Origin of the sequence: Tardiphaga sp. (genome assembly GCF_028290785.1) — a bacterium.
Lineage (GTDB): Bacteria > Pseudomonadota > Alphaproteobacteria > Rhizobiales > Xanthobacteraceae > Tardiphaga.
The window spans coordinates 1-15,561 of record NZ_JAQGJD010000137.1; the positions used below are offsets into that span (position 1 = coordinate 1).

At 64.7% G+C, this 15,561-nt stretch carries 15 protein-coding genes and 1 pseudogene; 8 read left to right on the forward strand and 8 right to left on the reverse strand.

Annotation, left to right across the window (positions count from 1 at the left end; translation table 11 throughout):
• Positions 1-196 (reverse strand): annotated as a pseudogene (locus tag JWR89_RS08040) (hypothetical protein); the annotation flags it as partial.
• Between the two features lie 133 nt (positions 197-329).
• On the opposite strand from JWR89_RS08040, the gene JWR89_RS08045 reads away from it, so the two are divergent.
• From JWR89_RS08045 to der, 7 genes are all read left to right on the forward strand, one after another.
• Positions 330-914, forward strand: a complete 585-nt coding sequence (locus JWR89_RS08045; protein ID WP_299714047.1) for an NnrU family protein — start codon at positions 330-332, stop codon at positions 912-914.
• Between the two features lies 1 nt (position 915).
• The gene (gene panB, locus JWR89_RS08050; RefSeq protein WP_299714050.1) at positions 916-1,764 is read left to right on the forward strand and encodes a 3-methyl-2-oxobutanoate hydroxymethyltransferase; all 849 of its coding nucleotides are present in this window, start codon (positions 916-918) and stop codon (positions 1,762-1,764) included.
• A gap of 76 nt (positions 1,765-1,840) precedes the next feature.
• Positions 1,841-2,092, forward strand: a complete 252-nt coding sequence (locus JWR89_RS08055; RefSeq protein WP_299714053.1) for a hypothetical protein — start codon at positions 1,841-1,843, stop codon at positions 2,090-2,092.
• A gap of 285 nt (positions 2,093-2,377) precedes the next feature.
• Positions 2,378-4,687, forward strand: a complete 2,310-nt coding sequence (locus JWR89_RS08060) for a hypothetical protein (RefSeq protein ID WP_299714054.1) — start codon at positions 2,378-2,380, stop codon at positions 4,685-4,687.
• A gap of 176 nt (positions 4,688-4,863) precedes the next feature.
• Positions 4,864-5,517, forward strand: a complete 654-nt coding sequence (locus JWR89_RS08065; protein ID WP_299714057.1) for a tetratricopeptide repeat protein — start codon at positions 4,864-4,866, stop codon at positions 5,515-5,517.
• 31 nt (positions 5,518-5,548) lie between these two features.
• Positions 5,549-6,088, forward strand: coding sequence for a hypothetical protein (locus tag JWR89_RS08070; RefSeq protein WP_299714060.1), 540 nt, complete (start codon positions 5,549-5,551; stop codon positions 6,086-6,088).
• A gap of 59 nt (positions 6,089-6,147) precedes the next feature.
• Entirely contained in the window at positions 6,148-7,536 is a 1,389-nt protein-coding gene (gene der, locus JWR89_RS08075) for a ribosome biogenesis GTPase Der (protein ID WP_299714063.1), read from the forward strand.
• A 97-nt stretch (positions 7,537-7,633) separates the two neighbouring features.
• On the opposite strand, the gene JWR89_RS08080 is transcribed toward der, so the two are convergent.
• From JWR89_RS08080 to JWR89_RS08095, 4 genes are all read right to left on the reverse strand, one after another.
• Positions 7,634-8,860, reverse strand: coding sequence for an ABC transporter substrate-binding protein (locus JWR89_RS08080; protein ID WP_299714066.1), 1,227 nt, complete (start codon positions 8,858-8,860; stop codon positions 7,634-7,636).
• 213 nt (positions 8,861-9,073) lie between these two features.
• Complete coding sequence (locus JWR89_RS08085) at positions 9,074-9,283, reverse strand: hypothetical protein (RefSeq protein WP_299714069.1); 210 nt, start codon at positions 9,281-9,283, stop codon at positions 9,074-9,076.
• Positions 9,284-9,452: 169 nt separating this feature from the next.
• Entirely contained in the window at positions 9,453-10,244 is a 792-nt protein-coding gene (gene mddA, locus JWR89_RS08090; RefSeq protein ID WP_299714072.1) for a methanethiol S-methyltransferase, read from the reverse strand.
• Positions 10,241-10,624, reverse strand: coding sequence for a hypothetical protein (locus tag JWR89_RS08095; RefSeq protein WP_299714075.1), 384 nt, complete (start codon positions 10,622-10,624; stop codon positions 10,241-10,243). The genes mddA and JWR89_RS08095 overlap by 4 nt, the downstream gene beginning before the upstream one ends.
• Positions 10,625-10,710: 86 nt before the next feature.
• Between JWR89_RS08095 and JWR89_RS08100 the strand changes: the two genes are divergently transcribed.
• Positions 10,711-11,763: an AraC family transcriptional regulator gene (locus JWR89_RS08100; protein ID WP_299714078.1), complete on the forward strand. Its 1,053-nt coding sequence runs from the start codon at positions 10,711-10,713 to the stop codon at positions 11,761-11,763.
• 51 nt (positions 11,764-11,814) lie between these two features.
• Here the strand turns inward: JWR89_RS08100 and JWR89_RS08105 are convergent, their stop codons facing one another.
• From JWR89_RS08105 to purF, 3 genes are all read right to left on the reverse strand, one after another.
• Complete coding sequence (locus tag JWR89_RS08105) at positions 11,815-12,948, reverse strand: hypothetical protein (protein WP_299714081.1); 1,134 nt, start codon at positions 12,946-12,948, stop codon at positions 11,815-11,817.
• A 227-nt stretch (positions 12,949-13,175) separates the two neighbouring features.
• Positions 13,176-13,916 carry an SDR family NAD(P)-dependent oxidoreductase gene (locus tag JWR89_RS08110; RefSeq protein ID WP_299714084.1) on the reverse strand — a complete coding sequence of 247 codons (741 nt, stop codon included), beginning with the start codon at positions 13,914-13,916 and terminating at the stop codon, positions 13,176-13,178.
• A gap of 174 nt (positions 13,917-14,090) precedes the next feature.
• On the reverse strand, positions 14,091-15,561 hold a 1,471-nt coding region (gene purF / locus JWR89_RS08115; protein ID WP_299714087.1), incomplete at its 5' end, for an amidophosphoribosyltransferase.

A 15,561-nucleotide genomic window follows, 5' to 3' on the forward strand; every position in this document is an offset into this window, starting at 1 on the left:
CCTGCAGACTGTCGGCGAGCAGGCGGCCGACGATGTCGGGCGACGAGCCCGGCCCGAACGGCACGATGATGCGCACCAGTTTCGGCGGCCAGACGGCGGACGGTTGCGCTTGCGCCAGCGCGGCGCCGGGCAGCCACAGCAGCATCGTTACCGCCAGCCGCCACTGGCGTGCCCATCTCCTGTCGTTCCGCCGCATTGCGCCCATCCCCTGAAAAGTGGTACCGGAAGCCGTTCCGCAGGCTTCTTGGCCGCGCCATTTTGGCACCGGCCGGCGGGACCATAGTTCAAAATGCGGCACGGGCAAGCCGCCTGCCGGCAGGGAGCACATCATGGGCCTGAGCGTGATGATCCTTGGTCTGGCGCTGTTCCTGGGCGTCCACCTGATTTCCACCCAACGCGAATTGCGCAGCGAGCTGATCGCGCGTTCCGGCGAGAGCCTCTATAAGCTCGGCTACGCGCTGATTGCTGCCATCGGCCTGGCGCTGATCGTCTGGGGTTTTGCCAACTACCGCGCCAACGGCTGGATCGATGTCTGGACGCCGCCGCACGCGATGAGGCACATCACGGTGGCCCTGATGCTGCCGGCGGTCATTCTCGTCGTCGCGGCCTATCTCCGCGGCCGCATCTACACCACGGTGAAGCACCCGATGTTGACCGCGGTAAAGCTGTGGGCGGCGGCGCATCTGTTGTCCAATGGCGACCTCGGCTCGATCATCCTGTTCGGCGCGTTTCTCGCCTGGGCGGTGGTGGACCGCATCTCGCTGAAGCGCCGCACCGATCCCGGCGGCCCGCCGATCCCGGTCGGCGGCCCCGGCAACGACGCCATCGCGGTGGCGGTCGGCATCGTCGCCTATCTCGCGCTCGGCTTCGCCTTCCATCCGGTGGTGATCGGCGTTCCCGTGTTCGGAGCCTGAGATGTCAGTTCAGTCGGCGATCAAGCGCAAGACCGCGCCGGATATTCTCGCGCGCAAGAATGGCGAGCCGATCGTGATGCTGACGTCGTATCACGCGCATACGGCCGCGCTGGTCGATCGCTATTGCGACGTTATCCTGGTCGGCGACTCCCTGGGCAATGTGATGCACGGTTTCGAGACCACGATTCCGGTGACGCTGGAAATGATGATCCTGCAGGGTCATGCGGTGATGCGCGGCTCGCAGCATGCGCTGGTGGTGGTCGATATGCCGTTCGGCTCCTATGAGGGTTCGAAGGAGCAGGCGTTTCATGCGGCGGTGCGGATTCTGAAGGAGACGCATTGCGGCGCGGTGAAGCTGGAAGGCGGCGTGCGGATGGCGGAAACCATCGCGTTTCTCACCGAACGCGGCATTCCCGTGATGGCGCACATTGGCCTCACGCCGCAGTCGATCAATGCGCTCGGCTCGTTCCGCTCGCAGGGCCGCGCCGAATCGGAAGCGCTGGCCGCCGGCGACAACCAGCCCGGGCCGATCCAGAACGACGCCATTGCCGTCGCGCAGGCCGGCGCGTTCTCCGTCGTCATTGAAGCAGTGGCCGAACCCTTGGCGCGAAAAATCACCGAGACCATTGCGATCCCGACCATCGGCATTGGCGCGTCCGCTGCCTGCGATGGCCAGGTGCTGGTGCTGGAGGACATGCTCGGCCTGTCGGCGAAAGTGCCGAAATTCGTCAAGCGCTACGGCAATCTCGGCCCGATGATCGAGGCGGCCATCGAGGGTTACGCCACCGACGTCCGTGCCCGCGTGTTCCCGGGCCCGGAACATGTCTACGGCGGCAAGCCGAAGGGCTGAGGCGCTAACGTAGCCGTGAAGGAATAGGCGGCGGTGCGTGGTGTAAGCTCCTGACCGACCGCAAAAGGATTCAACGATGAAGAAAATATTGGGAGTGGCGGTGATCGCCGCCGTCGCCTTCGGAACCTCGTTTGCTCAGGCTGAACCGGCCCTTAAGAAGCACTACCGGACCGAACCGCGGGCCTATCAGCCGCGTCCGCCCGCCAACCCGCTCAATGACACCATGGGCAACGCGGCGCTCGGCGGCAACAGTGCTAATTCGGCGTCCGGCTCCAACAGCGCCAACGAAAACGCCAATGGGCGCAGCGGCGGCGGCTTTGGCGGCTGAGCTGTGCGAGCATTCCTGGGTCCGCGGTTCGTTGCGCTACAGAAGGTCCGAAAAGCCCTCTAGCTGGATTGCTCGCAATCGAGCGGCGCACGTCTTAGACGTGCGTAGTGGACAATTGCGCCTTGTGGGTGCGGCCGTTTCGTGGTGAATTCGACAGGTCAATTGGCCGTCGTCCCATTTCATAAGTTTGATTTCATCCGCGACTAGCGTGGCGCCATCGCGCCCGGCATTTACCCAATCTTCCCCGCTCGCCCAGACCGACCATCCTTTTCGGAGGAGACCTCCATGGTGCATGTGCAGCCTCAGATTGACCTGGCGAACTATCAAAGCGCCGACAATGATTTTGCGCATCTGTCGCTGCGCAACCTGATCGAGGCGCGCGACCTGTTTCATATTCACCTGATGCGCCACCCCAACGTGGTCGCCACGGCGATCGGCCGATACCGTATTCGCAAGTCCGACAGTTGGCCCAATGACCGGCGGCAGCGTCATGACAGCGGTCCGCGCCGGCTGGATAATTCCGAGGTGCGGCCCTATTCATGGCCGTGCATCCTGGTTTTCGTGTCGCAGTGGGAAGACCCGCGGCAGTTCGCGTCGCGTCCCTCGGACATGCTGCAGAAAACCGTCTTCATGCCGGACGGCTCGCGGGTTCCGATCTGCGTCTTGGAAGCGCCGAAGGAATCGATCACGCCGGTCGAGGCGCGGGACTACAACTATCCGATCAACAACATCGGACCCGGCAGCGCGATCATCGCCAATGTTCAGGGCCAGCCTTACGCCGCGACCGTCGGGTGCCTGGTCAGTGACGGCCACAAGATCTTCGCGCTCACCAATCGCCACGTCACCGGCGAAGCGGGCGAGGTCGTCAGCTCGGTGCTGAACGGCGCCACCGAGCGGATCGGCGTTGCCTCGGCCAAACAACTGACACGGCTGCCGTTCTCCACGATCTATCCAAACTTCACCGTGCAGGACACCTACATCAATCTCGATATCGGCCTGATCGACATCGACGACATCGCAAACTGGACTACCAAGGTCCGCGGACTCGGCGCCGTTGGCCCGATGGCGGATTTCTCCAGCGTCAACCTGTCGCTCTCGCTGGTCGGCTGCCAGGTTCGCGGCGTCGGTGCGGCCAGCGGCACGATGTTCGGCGAAATCCACGGCCTGTTCTATCGCTACAAGACCGGCGGGGGCTTCGAATATGTGGCCGATCTGTTCATCGGGCCGCGCACGTCGGGGCAAGTCAGCCGGCAGGCGCCGTTGCCGAAGTTCGCCACCCATCCCGGCGATTCCGGCACGATGTGGATGCTCGAGCCGGCCAAGCCCGCCGGCACGGCGACGCCCACCGGTGACCAGTGCCTGCCGCTGGCGCTGCAGTGGGGCCGTAACATGCTGTACTCCGCCGACAAGGCGCCGCCGCAAAGCTTCGCGCTGGCGACGCTGATGTCGCGGGTCTGCGCTATCCTGGAAGTCGATCCGGTCCGGGACTGGAATATCGACCAGGACGACACCTGGGGCGCGCTCGGTCACTTCTCGATCGCGGCGCGTACACTGGTCGCGCTGTCGGGCAACTTCCCGAAACTGAAGTCGCTGATGGAGAACAATGCGCGGATCGTCAGCCATGACGAAGGCACGTTGCAGAAGGGCGAGTTCAGCGGAATGGGAAGCCAGGAGTTCGTACCGTTGGCCGACGTGCCGGACTTCTTCTGGAAGCCGCGGGTGGCAAAGCAGGGTTTTGCGCGCCCGCTCGAGGGCTCCAACCACTTCGCCGACATGGATCAGGAAGGTCCTGATGGCAAAACGCTGCTCGATCTGACCAAAAACCCGGCCAATATCGATCCCAAAAAATGGTCCGCCTATTACGACGGCGTCACCGATCTGCTCAGCGGCGAACCGATCAAGGAAGACCGCAGGGGCCTGCTGCCGTTTCGGGTCTGGCAGATATTCGACGAGATGTGCGCTTTTGCCGGAGATGGCGAAGCGGAGAAATTTGTCTGCGCCGCGGGCGTGCTGGCGCACTATGTCGCCGACGCCTGTCAGCCGCTGCATATTTCATATCTTCACGACGGCGACCCGCTGCGGCCGATCGAGCATGTATTCAGTTCGGGCAAGAAGGCAGGGCAGAGCGAAATGCGGCCGTCGGGGCAGGGCATTCATTCGGCCTATGAGGACAAGATGGTGTTCGCCCATCGCGTCGATATCCTCAACGGGCTCAAGCAGACCGCCAAGGTGAAAAAGGCGGAGTTGATCGGGACGGGCCGCGAGGCCGCCGTGGAGACCATCAAGATGATGCGTAGCGTCTTCAAATTGATGCCGCCCGCCAAGATGGTGCAGACCTACATCGACGTTGGTAAAGGCGGCAAGGCGGCGACCGACGCGCTGTGGGCGGCCTACGGACAAAAGACCATCCGCGCCATGCAGGACGGCACGCATTTGCTTGCCTTGCTGTGGGAGAGCGCGTGGAACGTCGGCAATGGCGAGCGCAATATCACACGCCGCAGCGCCCTGACCCGGAAAGAGGCCATGGACATCGTCAAGGACCCCAACTTCCTGCCATCGACCACGATCGGCAAGATCGGCGCCTTGCTCAAATAGGCCTGGACGCGGGATTCCGGCCGCCGGACGTGAAGTACGGCTGGCAAAGCCTTGATCGCGCTGGCTTTGCCTTGCCGTCGCCATAACGCTAGGGTATCGCCGCCGCCATACCGGAAACGCCAGGTTCCGGCGCCGCTCGGGCTGAGCGCGGTCAATCGGGGACGGGATAGCTTTAAGTGTCTGAATTATTTAGTGAAGTTGACGAAGACCTGCGCCGCGAACAGCTCAAGAAGCTGTGGGACCGCTATTCACTGCTGATCATCGCCGTGGCGATTCTGATCGTCGCGGGCGTCGGTGGCTGGCGCGGCTACTCCTATCTCGAAGCCAAGAAGTCCGCCGAGGCCGGTGCGGCGTTCGACCGCGCCGCCGACCTTTCCGAGCAGAACAAGCATGCCGAGGCGGAAGCCGCTTTCAGCAAGCTCGCCGCCGAGGCGCCCGCGGGCTACCGCACGCTGGCGCGGCTGCGCGCGGCGTCGGAAGCCGTTTCGCGCGATCCGCAGGCCGCCGTGAAGATGTATGACGAGATCTCGGCCGACCGCAGCGTCGGCGCTACCGAGCAGGACCTGGCCAAGATCCGAGCCGCCGGGCTGCTGCTGGAAACCGTGCCCTATGACGCGCTGCTGGCGCGGCTGGAGCCGGCCACCACCAATATCGGCACCTATCGCCATTCCGCCCGTGAATTGCTGGCGCTGTCGGCCTGGCGCGCTAACAACGCCGCGGCGACGCGGCAGTGGATCGACATGATCGCCAATGACGGCGAGACTCCGGCCAGCCTGCGCACCCGCGCCGAGGCGTTGCAGGCGCTGCTGCCGCCGGCTGCCAAAAGCTGACCTGAATTCCGAGTTGAGTGAGAAGCCGTCCATGCGCCCCATACAACGCCTCGTATCCGCCGCCGTCCTGATCGCGCTGTCCAGCGCGTTGACCGGCTGCGGCAGCATGACCGGCTGGGATCCCTCCGATCTGCTCGACTTCCTCGACACCAAGAAGAAGCTGCCGGGCGACCGCAAGCCGGTGTTCCCGGAAGGCGTCCCCGGCCTTCAGCAGGGCGTGCCGCGCGAGTTGTATCGCGGCGCCCAGACCGAGCAGGCCCCCCAGGCGCCCGTCGCCGCGGCGCCGGCTGAGGAGCCCAAGGGCCGCAAAGCCAAGAGCCGCGCCAATGTGAATGTCGGTGCGGTGCGCAGCGCGCCGGCGGCAGAGACCCCGGCCGATCCCGATGCCGGACCGGTGGACGAGGGCGGCACCAATGCCGCGCCGCCCGCACCGAAGGGCAAGATCACCCGCCGCCGCACCACGGCACCGCCGCCGGACCAGTCCGCAGCGCCGCAGGCCGCGCCCGCGCAGCAGGCACAGCCCGGCTCGGCATTCCCCGCCCCGGTGCCATCGGGCACCTTCACACGCTGAGTTAGCCGTTTTCGGCTGCTTGCATTGACATGCGTCCGCTAAAGGGCGCACGGAACACCATGTCTTTCACCATTGCCATTATCGGCCGACCCAACGTCGGCAAATCCACGCTGTTCAACCGTCTGGTCGGACAGAAGCTCGCACTCGTCGACGACACCCCCGGGGTCACCCGCGATCGCCGCGAGGGCGAAGGCAAGCTCGGCGACCTCGAATTCACCCTGATCGACACCGCCGGCCTCGATGAGGGCCCGAAGGGCTCGCTGACGGCGCGGATGCAGGAGCAGACCGAGACCGCCATCGGGCTCGCCGACGCGCTGTTCTTTGTGATCGACGCCCGCGCGGGTCTCACCCCGAACGACCGCGCCTTCGCCGACTTCGCGCGCCGCGCCAACAAGCCAGTGGTGCTGGTCGCCAACAAGAGCGAGGGCAAGCACGGCGAACTGGGCGCGATGGAATCCTACGCTTTGGGTCTCGGTGAGCCGATCCAGATTTCCGCCGAGCACGGCGAGGGCCTCAGCGATCTCTACGACTCCTTGCGCGACATCATGCCGGAGCCGCCGGCGGACGTCGAAGAGTTCGACGACGACGACATCATCGAGTCCGAGGAAGACATCGCCAAGCGGCCGATCCGCGTCGCCATCGTCGGCCGGCCCAACGCCGGCAAGTCCACCACCATCAATCATCTGCTCGGCGAAGAGCGGCTGCTGACGTCCGCCGAGGCGGGCACCACGCGCGACTCCATTTCCGTCGAGGTCAACTACAAGGGCCGCGAATTCCGCATCTTCGACACCGCCGGCCTGCGCCGCCGCTCGCGCATCGAGGAGAAGCTGGAAAAACTGTCGGTGGCCGATGCGTTGCGCGCGATCCGTTTCGCCGAAGTCGTCGTGCTGATGATGGACTCGCAGACCAAGTTCGAGGAACAGGACCTGCGCATCGCCAACCTGATCGAGCGCGAGGGCCGCGCGCTGGTGGTGGCCGTCAACAAGTGGGACCTGATGGGGCAGAAGGCCAACCTGGTCACGGAACTGCGCACCGACGTCGATCACATGTTGCCGCAGGTCAAGGGCGTGCCGATTGTGGCGATCTCCGGCCTGATGGGTGAGGGGATCGACAAGCTGATGAAGGCGATCGAGGAATCCTATTCGGTCTGGAATCGCCGCGTCCCCACCGCGTCGCTGAACCGCTGGTTCGAGCAGGCCGTCGATGCCAACCCGCCGCCGGCGGTGTCGGGACGCCGCCTCAAACTGAACTACGCGACCCAGGCCAAGGCGCGTCCTCCGAGCTTCATCGTGTTCTGTTCGCGCGCCGACGCGGTGCCGGAATCCTATCTGCGCTACCTCGTCAACTCGATGCGCACCTTCTTCGACCTGCCGGGTACGCCGATCCGCATCACGCTGCGCGAGAAGGCCAACCCGTTCGCGCACAAGCGCAAGCGGCCGACGCGGTAGGTGCCGAGCGCGCTGCGTCGAACGGTGGCTGCGAATTCGGCAGCGGCGCGCTCCTCAAAGCGCGCCGCTGCCACGAGTGTAGCTTCTCAGGCGCCGGTCACTTCTTGATCAGCGGGCACTCGCTTTGCGACAGCGGGCGGGCTGCGTCCTCCGGCGAGATGGTGGCGATGGTCTTGTAGTAATCCCACGGATACTTCGATTCTTCGGGCTTCTTCACCTCGAACAGATAGGCCGTCAGCATCTTGCGGCCGTCGGCGCGGATCGTGCTCTTGCCGAACAGCACGTCGTCGGTGGGGAGTTCCTTCATCTTGGCGACGACCTTGGCGCCGTCGTGCGGATTGCCGCCCATCGCCTCGAGCGTCTTCAGGTAGTGCAGAATTCCCGAATACAGGCCTGCGACGGTCATCGACGGCATTGAGCCGGTCTTGGTCTGCGCCGAAAAGCGTTTCGACCACGTCCGGGTGTTGTCGTTCATGTCCCAGTAGAACGATTCCGTGAACGACAGGCCCTGGGCGGTCTTCAGGCCTAGCGAATGCACGTCGTTGATGAACAGCAGCAGCGCCGCGAGCTTCTGGCCGCCGGCCACGATGCCGAATTCGGAGGCCTGCTTGATCGCATTGGTGGTATCGCCGCCGGCATTGGCGAGGCCGACAACCTTGGCTTTCGACGCCTGCGCCTGCAGCAGGAACGAGGAGAAGTCCGAGCTGTTGATCGGATGCTTGACGCCGCCGACCACCTTGCCGCCATCCGCGGTGACGACGGCGGCGGTGTCGCGCTCCAGCGCGGCGCCGAACGCGTAATCCGCCGTGAGGAAGAACCAGCTGTTGCCGCCGGCCTTGGTCAGCGCGTTGCCGGTGCCGTGCGCCAGCATGTAGGTGTCATAGGTCACCGAGATGGTGTTCGGCGTGCAGGCCTTGCCGGTCAGGTCGGCGCTGGCGCCGCCGGAATTGATCAGGACCGAGTTTTTCTCCTTCACCAGATTGCTGACTGCCAGCGCAACGCCGGAGTTCGGCGTATCGACCACCGCATCCAGCTTGTCGACATCGATCCACTGTCGCGCGATGTTGACGCCGACGTCCGGCTTGTTCTGGTGATCGCCGCTCAGCACCTCGATCTTCCAGCCCTTGTCGAGCAGCCCGGAATCCTGCACCGCCATCTTGGCGGCGATCACGGAGTTGGGCCCGCCGATATCGGCATACAGGCTCGACATGTCGTTGAGCACGCCGATTTTGACGGTCTTGTCCTGGGCCTGAACCGGCGCGGACCATGCGAGGCCGGCAGCCGCGATAGCCATGGCGGTGCAGCCAGAGAAAGTTGTCCTCATGTGTGTCCCTCGGTTTTGGCACAGCGTGCCGTCTTGGGCGGCAGGGCGCGGCACCGGTTGGTTGGCGATTCGTCCATGTCCCTGCGTCTTGGGCGCGGGTGACGGAGGCAGGATAGCATGCAAGGCCACCGGCCATAGTGTCGTGAGGTGACTACTTTCGGTGGGGGGAGTCGGGACGGCAACCGGCCGCTGTTGTCCCGTGACGCAACCGCACTACTTCAGGGCGTCGGAGACCAGTCGGAAATTCTGGATGCGTTTTCCGGTGTTCACCTTGGGGTGCGGGCGACAACTCCCCGGCACGGAGTGGTTGCGGATCGCCGAAGGTTCGACTGCCGATGCATCGATCAGCATGGCGGTCGCGGTCAGGACGATGGCGAAAACGCCGATCGTCGCCAGCACCACCGTAATCGTTGATTTCCACATGTTGGCGCTCCGAACCTTCCCGCGCGACGCACAAGGCGCTGGGAATCGACATCGGATCATTGCTCGATGCCGCGGATGGAAATGGTAGGTCTGTGGACCTCGATTTGGGTTCGATCACGTCGATGCGAAGGGTGCGCGAATGGCCGCACCCTTCGCGATCAATGCGCGATCAGCGGGCCCGCGCTTCGCCGCTCGTCCGCTCGGCGCCGTCGAAGTCTTTTTGCTCCGGCTCAACCGACCGCCGCCACGGAACGATCATCGCCACGCGATCCCGATACCGGCGGTAGTCGTCGCCGAACAGATCGACGAGGTCGCGCTCTTCGAGGAAAATGCCGACGAAGATGTAAGCCGTCGTCACCGCCGCGAACAGCAGGTGGCCCACGGTCATCGTCGGTGTCGCCCAGAACGCAATGATGAAGCCGAGATAGATCGGATGCCGCACGAAGTTGTAGTAGAACGGTGTCCGAAAGCGCGGCGCCGCGGCATCGCGTCCGGCGAAGTTATCGACCACCTGCTGCACGCCGAACAACTCGAAATGGTTGATCAGGAACGTGCTGGTGAACACGATCACCCAGCCGAGCATCGACAGCGCGGTGACGGCCGCCGCGATCTGCGGATGGTCAATCTGCCAGATCACGCCTGGCATCGGCCGCCACTGCCAGAACAGCAGCAGCAAGACGAGACTTGCCAGCAGCACGTAGGTGCTGCGCTCGATCGACGGCGAGATGTATTGCGTCAACCACTGCTTGAACGGCTTCCGCGCCATTACGCTGTGCTGGATGGCGAACAGCGACATCAGCGCGAGATTGACGAGTGCGGCTTCGGGCCACGGCGCCAGCGTCCCGGTGTCGATGTCTTTCGGTACCATCATCCCGTCGACGAAGCCGATGGCGTACAGAATGGTGACGAAGAATACTGTGTAAGACGCGAAGCCGTACAGAAGAGCCGATATGCGGGTCATGACATTTCCTTTGCTAGGTCAGTTCTCGATTTCGATGAGGGTTGTCGGTGGTCGCGGCGCGGCGACGGACCATCTCGCGCATCCAGCTGACCGGCGAGAAAGTGTTCAGGCGCGCCAGGAGATCGCAGGGCGACGCCCGGCGCCGCTGTCATGACGGTGACCGGCGGTTCTTCCGGCTCGTTCCGTGCGGCAAAAAATTGCCCGGCATCGGTATTGAGCGGCGTCTGCAGGAAATCAGCCATAGCCGCGCGTGACAGCCCGACCTCGCGCAGGGAACTTTCATTGATGCGTGCCAGCCATGCGACGGACCGCCGCATCAGTACGGCCGCGATAAGGCCGAAACCTCGATTGGCGACCCGGGTCAGCCGTTCCTTGATCATGACACTCTCCAACGGTACACTTCGCTGCTGCAGCGTGACCTGCGTTTGTCAGACTGCGGCCGATGATCGGAGGTTCAGGACCTCACATGGTCGAGACACCGCAATCATTTGCAGCGACGCCGGATGTCGATCGCGGCGGGGACGTGCTCGCGGAAATGCTGCGCTCGATACGGCTCAGTGGCTCGGTGTTTCTCAGCGCCAGCCTGACCGAGCCGTTCGGTCTCATCAGCCCCAGGCATTTCGACGAGCGCACGCCCATGGCGCATTTGCGCCATGTCAGCATCTTCCATCTGATTTCCGCCGGCGAATGCACGGTTGAACTGGCCAGCGGCCAGCGCGAGACCATTCGTGCCGGCGACATTCTGCTGATGCCGTTCGCCGACGCGCACACATTTTCCAGCGGCGAGGGCGGCGAACTGAGTTCGGCCATGGACCTGGTGCGCGCCGGTCCGTTGTCTGGAATGTGGAACATCACGCACGGCGGCGGCGGTCAGGAAACCCGTATGGTCTGCGGGTTCATCGAATCGTCGGAGCTATTGTATTCGCCGGTGTTCCGGACCTTGCCGCCGCTGCTGATCGATCGCACCGGCGACGACAAGGTCAGTGCGCTGCTCACGACCACGGTGCGCGAGATTCTAACTCTGACGACCGATGCTACGCCGGGCAGCGAAATCATGCTCGGCCGCCTGATGGAATTGCTGTTCGTCGAGGTGTTGCGCCGCTACGCAGCCAGCTTGCCGGAAAGCGCGCAGGGCTGGTTCGCGGCGCTGAACGACCCTTTGCTCGGGCGGGCGATGCGACAGGTGCACGGTAATCCCGGCCGTCGCTGGACCGTGGACGACCTCGCGCGCGAGGCCGGCACGTCGCGCACAGTGCTCGCCGAACGGTTCAACGAGGTGCTGGGCCAGGCCCCAATCGAATATGTGACGAGCTGGCGGATGCAACTGGCGGCGGAGCGCATGCGGACCGGGACCGACAATCTCGCCGTGATCGCCAACGACGTCGGCTACGACTCCGAAGCCGCGTTCAATCGCGCATTCAAGCGCGTCACCGGAATAGCGCCGGGCCGCTGGCGCGACGGTGCGCGGTCGGCGCCGCCATACCCCACGCCGATGCGGCGGGATTCATCGTCCGGCTGATCGTGCAGCAGCGACGCTCGTCCATCCCACACCGACTGCCTATCGTGTCGGCTACTTCAGCGCGTCCGATACCAGCTTGAACTTCTGGATTCGTTTTCCGGTATCCACCTCGGCCGTGTAGACGCTGCCCTTGGCGTCGATGGCCATGGCGTGGATCCAGTGAAACTGGCCGGCGCTGCGGCCGTTACGGCCGAACGTGCCGACCACGCTGCCGTCGTCGCGGTTGAGGATGCGAATCTCGTTGTTCTCGCCATCCGCCGTCAGCAGCCACGTCTGCTTCGGATCGGGCCACAGCGCGAGATCCCACACCGCGCCGTTGCCCAGCGTGTTCTTCTCGAAGAACCACTCCTTCACGAAGCTACCGTCCTTCTTGAACACCTGGACGCGGTTGTTGATGCGGTCGCAGACATAGACCAGGCCGTCATTGGCGATCTTGACGCAATGCACGGGATTGCCGAACTGCTGCGACACCGGCGCCTTCGGATCGTACGCCGCTTGTTTGTCGTCGTTGGGCTTGTTGCCATACGCGCCCCAGTGCCGCTTGTACGCGCCGGTGGTGGAGTCGAATACGATGACGCGGCGATTGCCGTAGCCGTCGGCGACGTAGATTTCGCCGGCGTCCTTGTCGAGCGCGGTCTCGGCGGGCTTGCCAAGCTGGGTGGTATCGTTGCTGCCCTTGCTCGGCGCGATCGAGCCGATCTGCATCACGAACTTGCCGTCGGTGGTGAATTTCAGGATCGCGTTGTCGTTGTCTAGATTGCCGCCGACCCAGACGAAACCTTTCTCGTCGACCTCGATACCGTGCTCGCGGCCGACCCATTCGTAGCCCTCGCCGGGGCCGCCCCACGAGCGCAGCAGGTTGCCGTCGGAATCGAATTCGAGCACCGGCGGCGCCGACACGCAGCATTTCGAACGCGGCGGCGTGAGGCTCGCACCCTTCTCGTCATCGGTCAGCGAGCGCGGCCGGTGGATCACCCAGATATGGCCCTGCGCGTCGGTAGTAATGCCGCCGACCTGGCCGAGTATCCAGTTGTTTGGCAGCGGCTTCGGCCACGACGCATCCACCTCGAAGCGCGGGATGTCGGCAGCAGATGCGCTGATCGCGGTGATGGCGATCACGACCCATGCGAGCGTATTGCAGGCGATCAATCCCAGCAAATGGCCACGCCTCGACATTGGCATCATGGCAGCCTCCCTGATTGTCGTTGCGGGTTGGCCCGCTTGGCAGGGAGTGAAGTACCGGCACGCCGTGAAGTCAATTGTGCGACGCAGTGCGACACAGCAACTCCGCCGTCATCCTGAGTGCGCGCACTTGCGCGCCTCGAAGGATAGCCGCAAGCGCTCGTGGCCGCATCCTTCGAGGCTCGCCCTGCGGGCGATCGCCTCAGGATGACGACGGTGGAATTTGCGTCTCAGGAAGGCGGATGAAAGTCCATCACGCGACGCGCCTTGTAGTCGTAGAGCTTACCGGTTTCCGTCCACGACGGCAGGCACAGCGGCAGGATCAGCTCCGCGATCTGCTCTGGGGTGTCCAGCGTCGCGGGATCCTCGCCGGGCATCACGGTGGCGCGCATCCGGGTGCGGACGGGGCCGGGGTTGAACAGGTTGGCGCGAATCGGCGTGGTCGCGGTCTCCGCCGCCCAGACGCGCACCAGCGCTTCGAGCGCGGCCTTGGACGCGGCGTAGGGGCCACGATAGGCCGGCGCCTTGCTGGCGCTGCCCGAGGTGATGAACACCGCGCGGCCGGCGTCGGACAGCCGCAGCAGCGGCTCCATGCAGCGGATTAGCTGGAAGTTGGCGGTGACGTTCACCGCCATGGTATCGGCCCATGGCTTCAGCTCGATATGGCCGAGCGGCGAGGAGGGGCCGGCGACGCCGGCATTGCCGATCAGGATGTCGAGCTTGCCGTGGCGCTCGTTGAGCGCGGCGCCGAGCCGAGCGATGCCGTCGGAATCGGTGACGTTGAGCGGCACCAGCGTGGCGCTGCCGCCGAGGGCGCGGATGGCGTCGTCGAGTTCTTCAAGCGCGCCCTGCGTGCGCGCCACTGCGACGATGTGGGCGCCGGCCTGGGCCAGCGCCAGCGCGGTGGCACGACCAATGCCGCGCGAGGCGCCGGTGACGAGAGCAATGCGGGAGGCGAGGGGAAGGGTCATGGGCAACTCTCAGGGGTCGTCCCCGACAAGTGCGCCAACAGGCGCACGCAGATCGGGGACCCATACACGCCGAGGGTTATGATGCGGAATGGCGCCCGTGTCTAATCGCGTGAGACACAAAACGCACGGAGGCTATGGGTCCCCGCTTTCGCGGGGACGACAGCGGCGTTTGTCTCAGCTCGCTTCCGCCAGCAACGAGAGCTGCCTTGGCGCTTCGATCTCGTGCATGTCGGTGAGCGGGGTAGGGTAGTCGCCGGTGAAGCAGTGGTCGGCGAATTTCGGTTGCGCGGGGTTGCGACCGGGCTCGCCCATGGCGCGATAGATGCCATCGACCGAGACGAAGGCCAGCGAGTCGGCGCCGATCAACTCGCACATCTCTTCGAGCGAATGGGTGGCGGCGAGCAGGCCGGTGCGGTCGGGCGTGTCGATGCCGTAATAGTCGGGATGGGTGATCGGCGGCGAGGCGATGCGGAAGTGGACTTCGCGGGCGCCGGCGTCGCGCATCATCTTGACGATCTTCTTCGAGGTGGTGCCGCGCACCAGGCTGTCATCGATCAGCACGATGCGCTTGCCTTCGATGGCGGCGCGATTTGCCGAATGCTTCATGCGCACGCCGAGCTCGCGCACGCTCTGGGTCGGCTGGATGAAGGTGCGGCCGACATAGTGGTTGCGGATGATGCCGAGTTCGAACGGGATACCGGACTCCCGGGAATAGCCGAGCGCGGCGGGGACACCGGAGTCGGGGACCGGGACGATGACGTCGGCTTCGACATGGGTCTCGCGCGCGAGCTGCGCGCCCATCGCCTTGCGGACGTCATAGACCGAACGGCCGCCGACAATGGAGTCGGGCCGGGCGAAATAGATGTATTCGAAGATGCACGGGCGCGGCGGCTGCGGCGCGAACGGCTTGTGGCTCTGTACGCCGTGCTCGTCGAACACGATGACTTCGCCGGGCTCGATATCGCGCACATACTTGGCGCCGATGATGTCGAGCGCACAGGTCTCCGAGGCCAGGATCGGCGAGCCGTCGAGATCGCCCAGCACCAGCGGGCGGATGCCGAGCGGATCGCGGGCGCCGACCAGCTTCTTGTTGGTCAGCGACACCAGCGCATAGGCGCCCTCGATGGCGCGCAGCGCCTCGATGTAGCGGTCGATGAAGCGGTTGCGCTTGGAATGCGCGACCAGATGCAGGATCACCTCGGTGTCGGTGGTCGACTGCATCATCGAGCCGTTCTTCACCAGCTCGCGGCGCAGGGTCAGGCCGTTGGTCAGGTTGCCGTTATGGGCGACCGCAAAACCGCCGGCATTGAGCTCGGCGAACAGCGGCTGCACATTGCGCAGAATGGTTTCGCCTGTCGTGGAGTAGCGGGTGTGGCCGACGGCGGCGGTGCCGGGCAGGCGCTCGATCACTTCGCGGCGGGAGAAGGTGTCGCCGACCAGGCCGAGGCGGCGTTCGGAATGGAAGCGGCCGCGGTCGAAGGAGACGATGCCGGCGGCTTCCTGGCCGCGGTGCTGCAAAGCGTGCAGCCCGAGCGCGGTGATGGCGGCGGCGTCGGGATGGTTGAAGATGCCGAACACGCCGCACTTCTCGCGCAGCATGTCGCCATCGAGATCGTCGTCGCGGAAGTTGTGATGATGGTCTGGT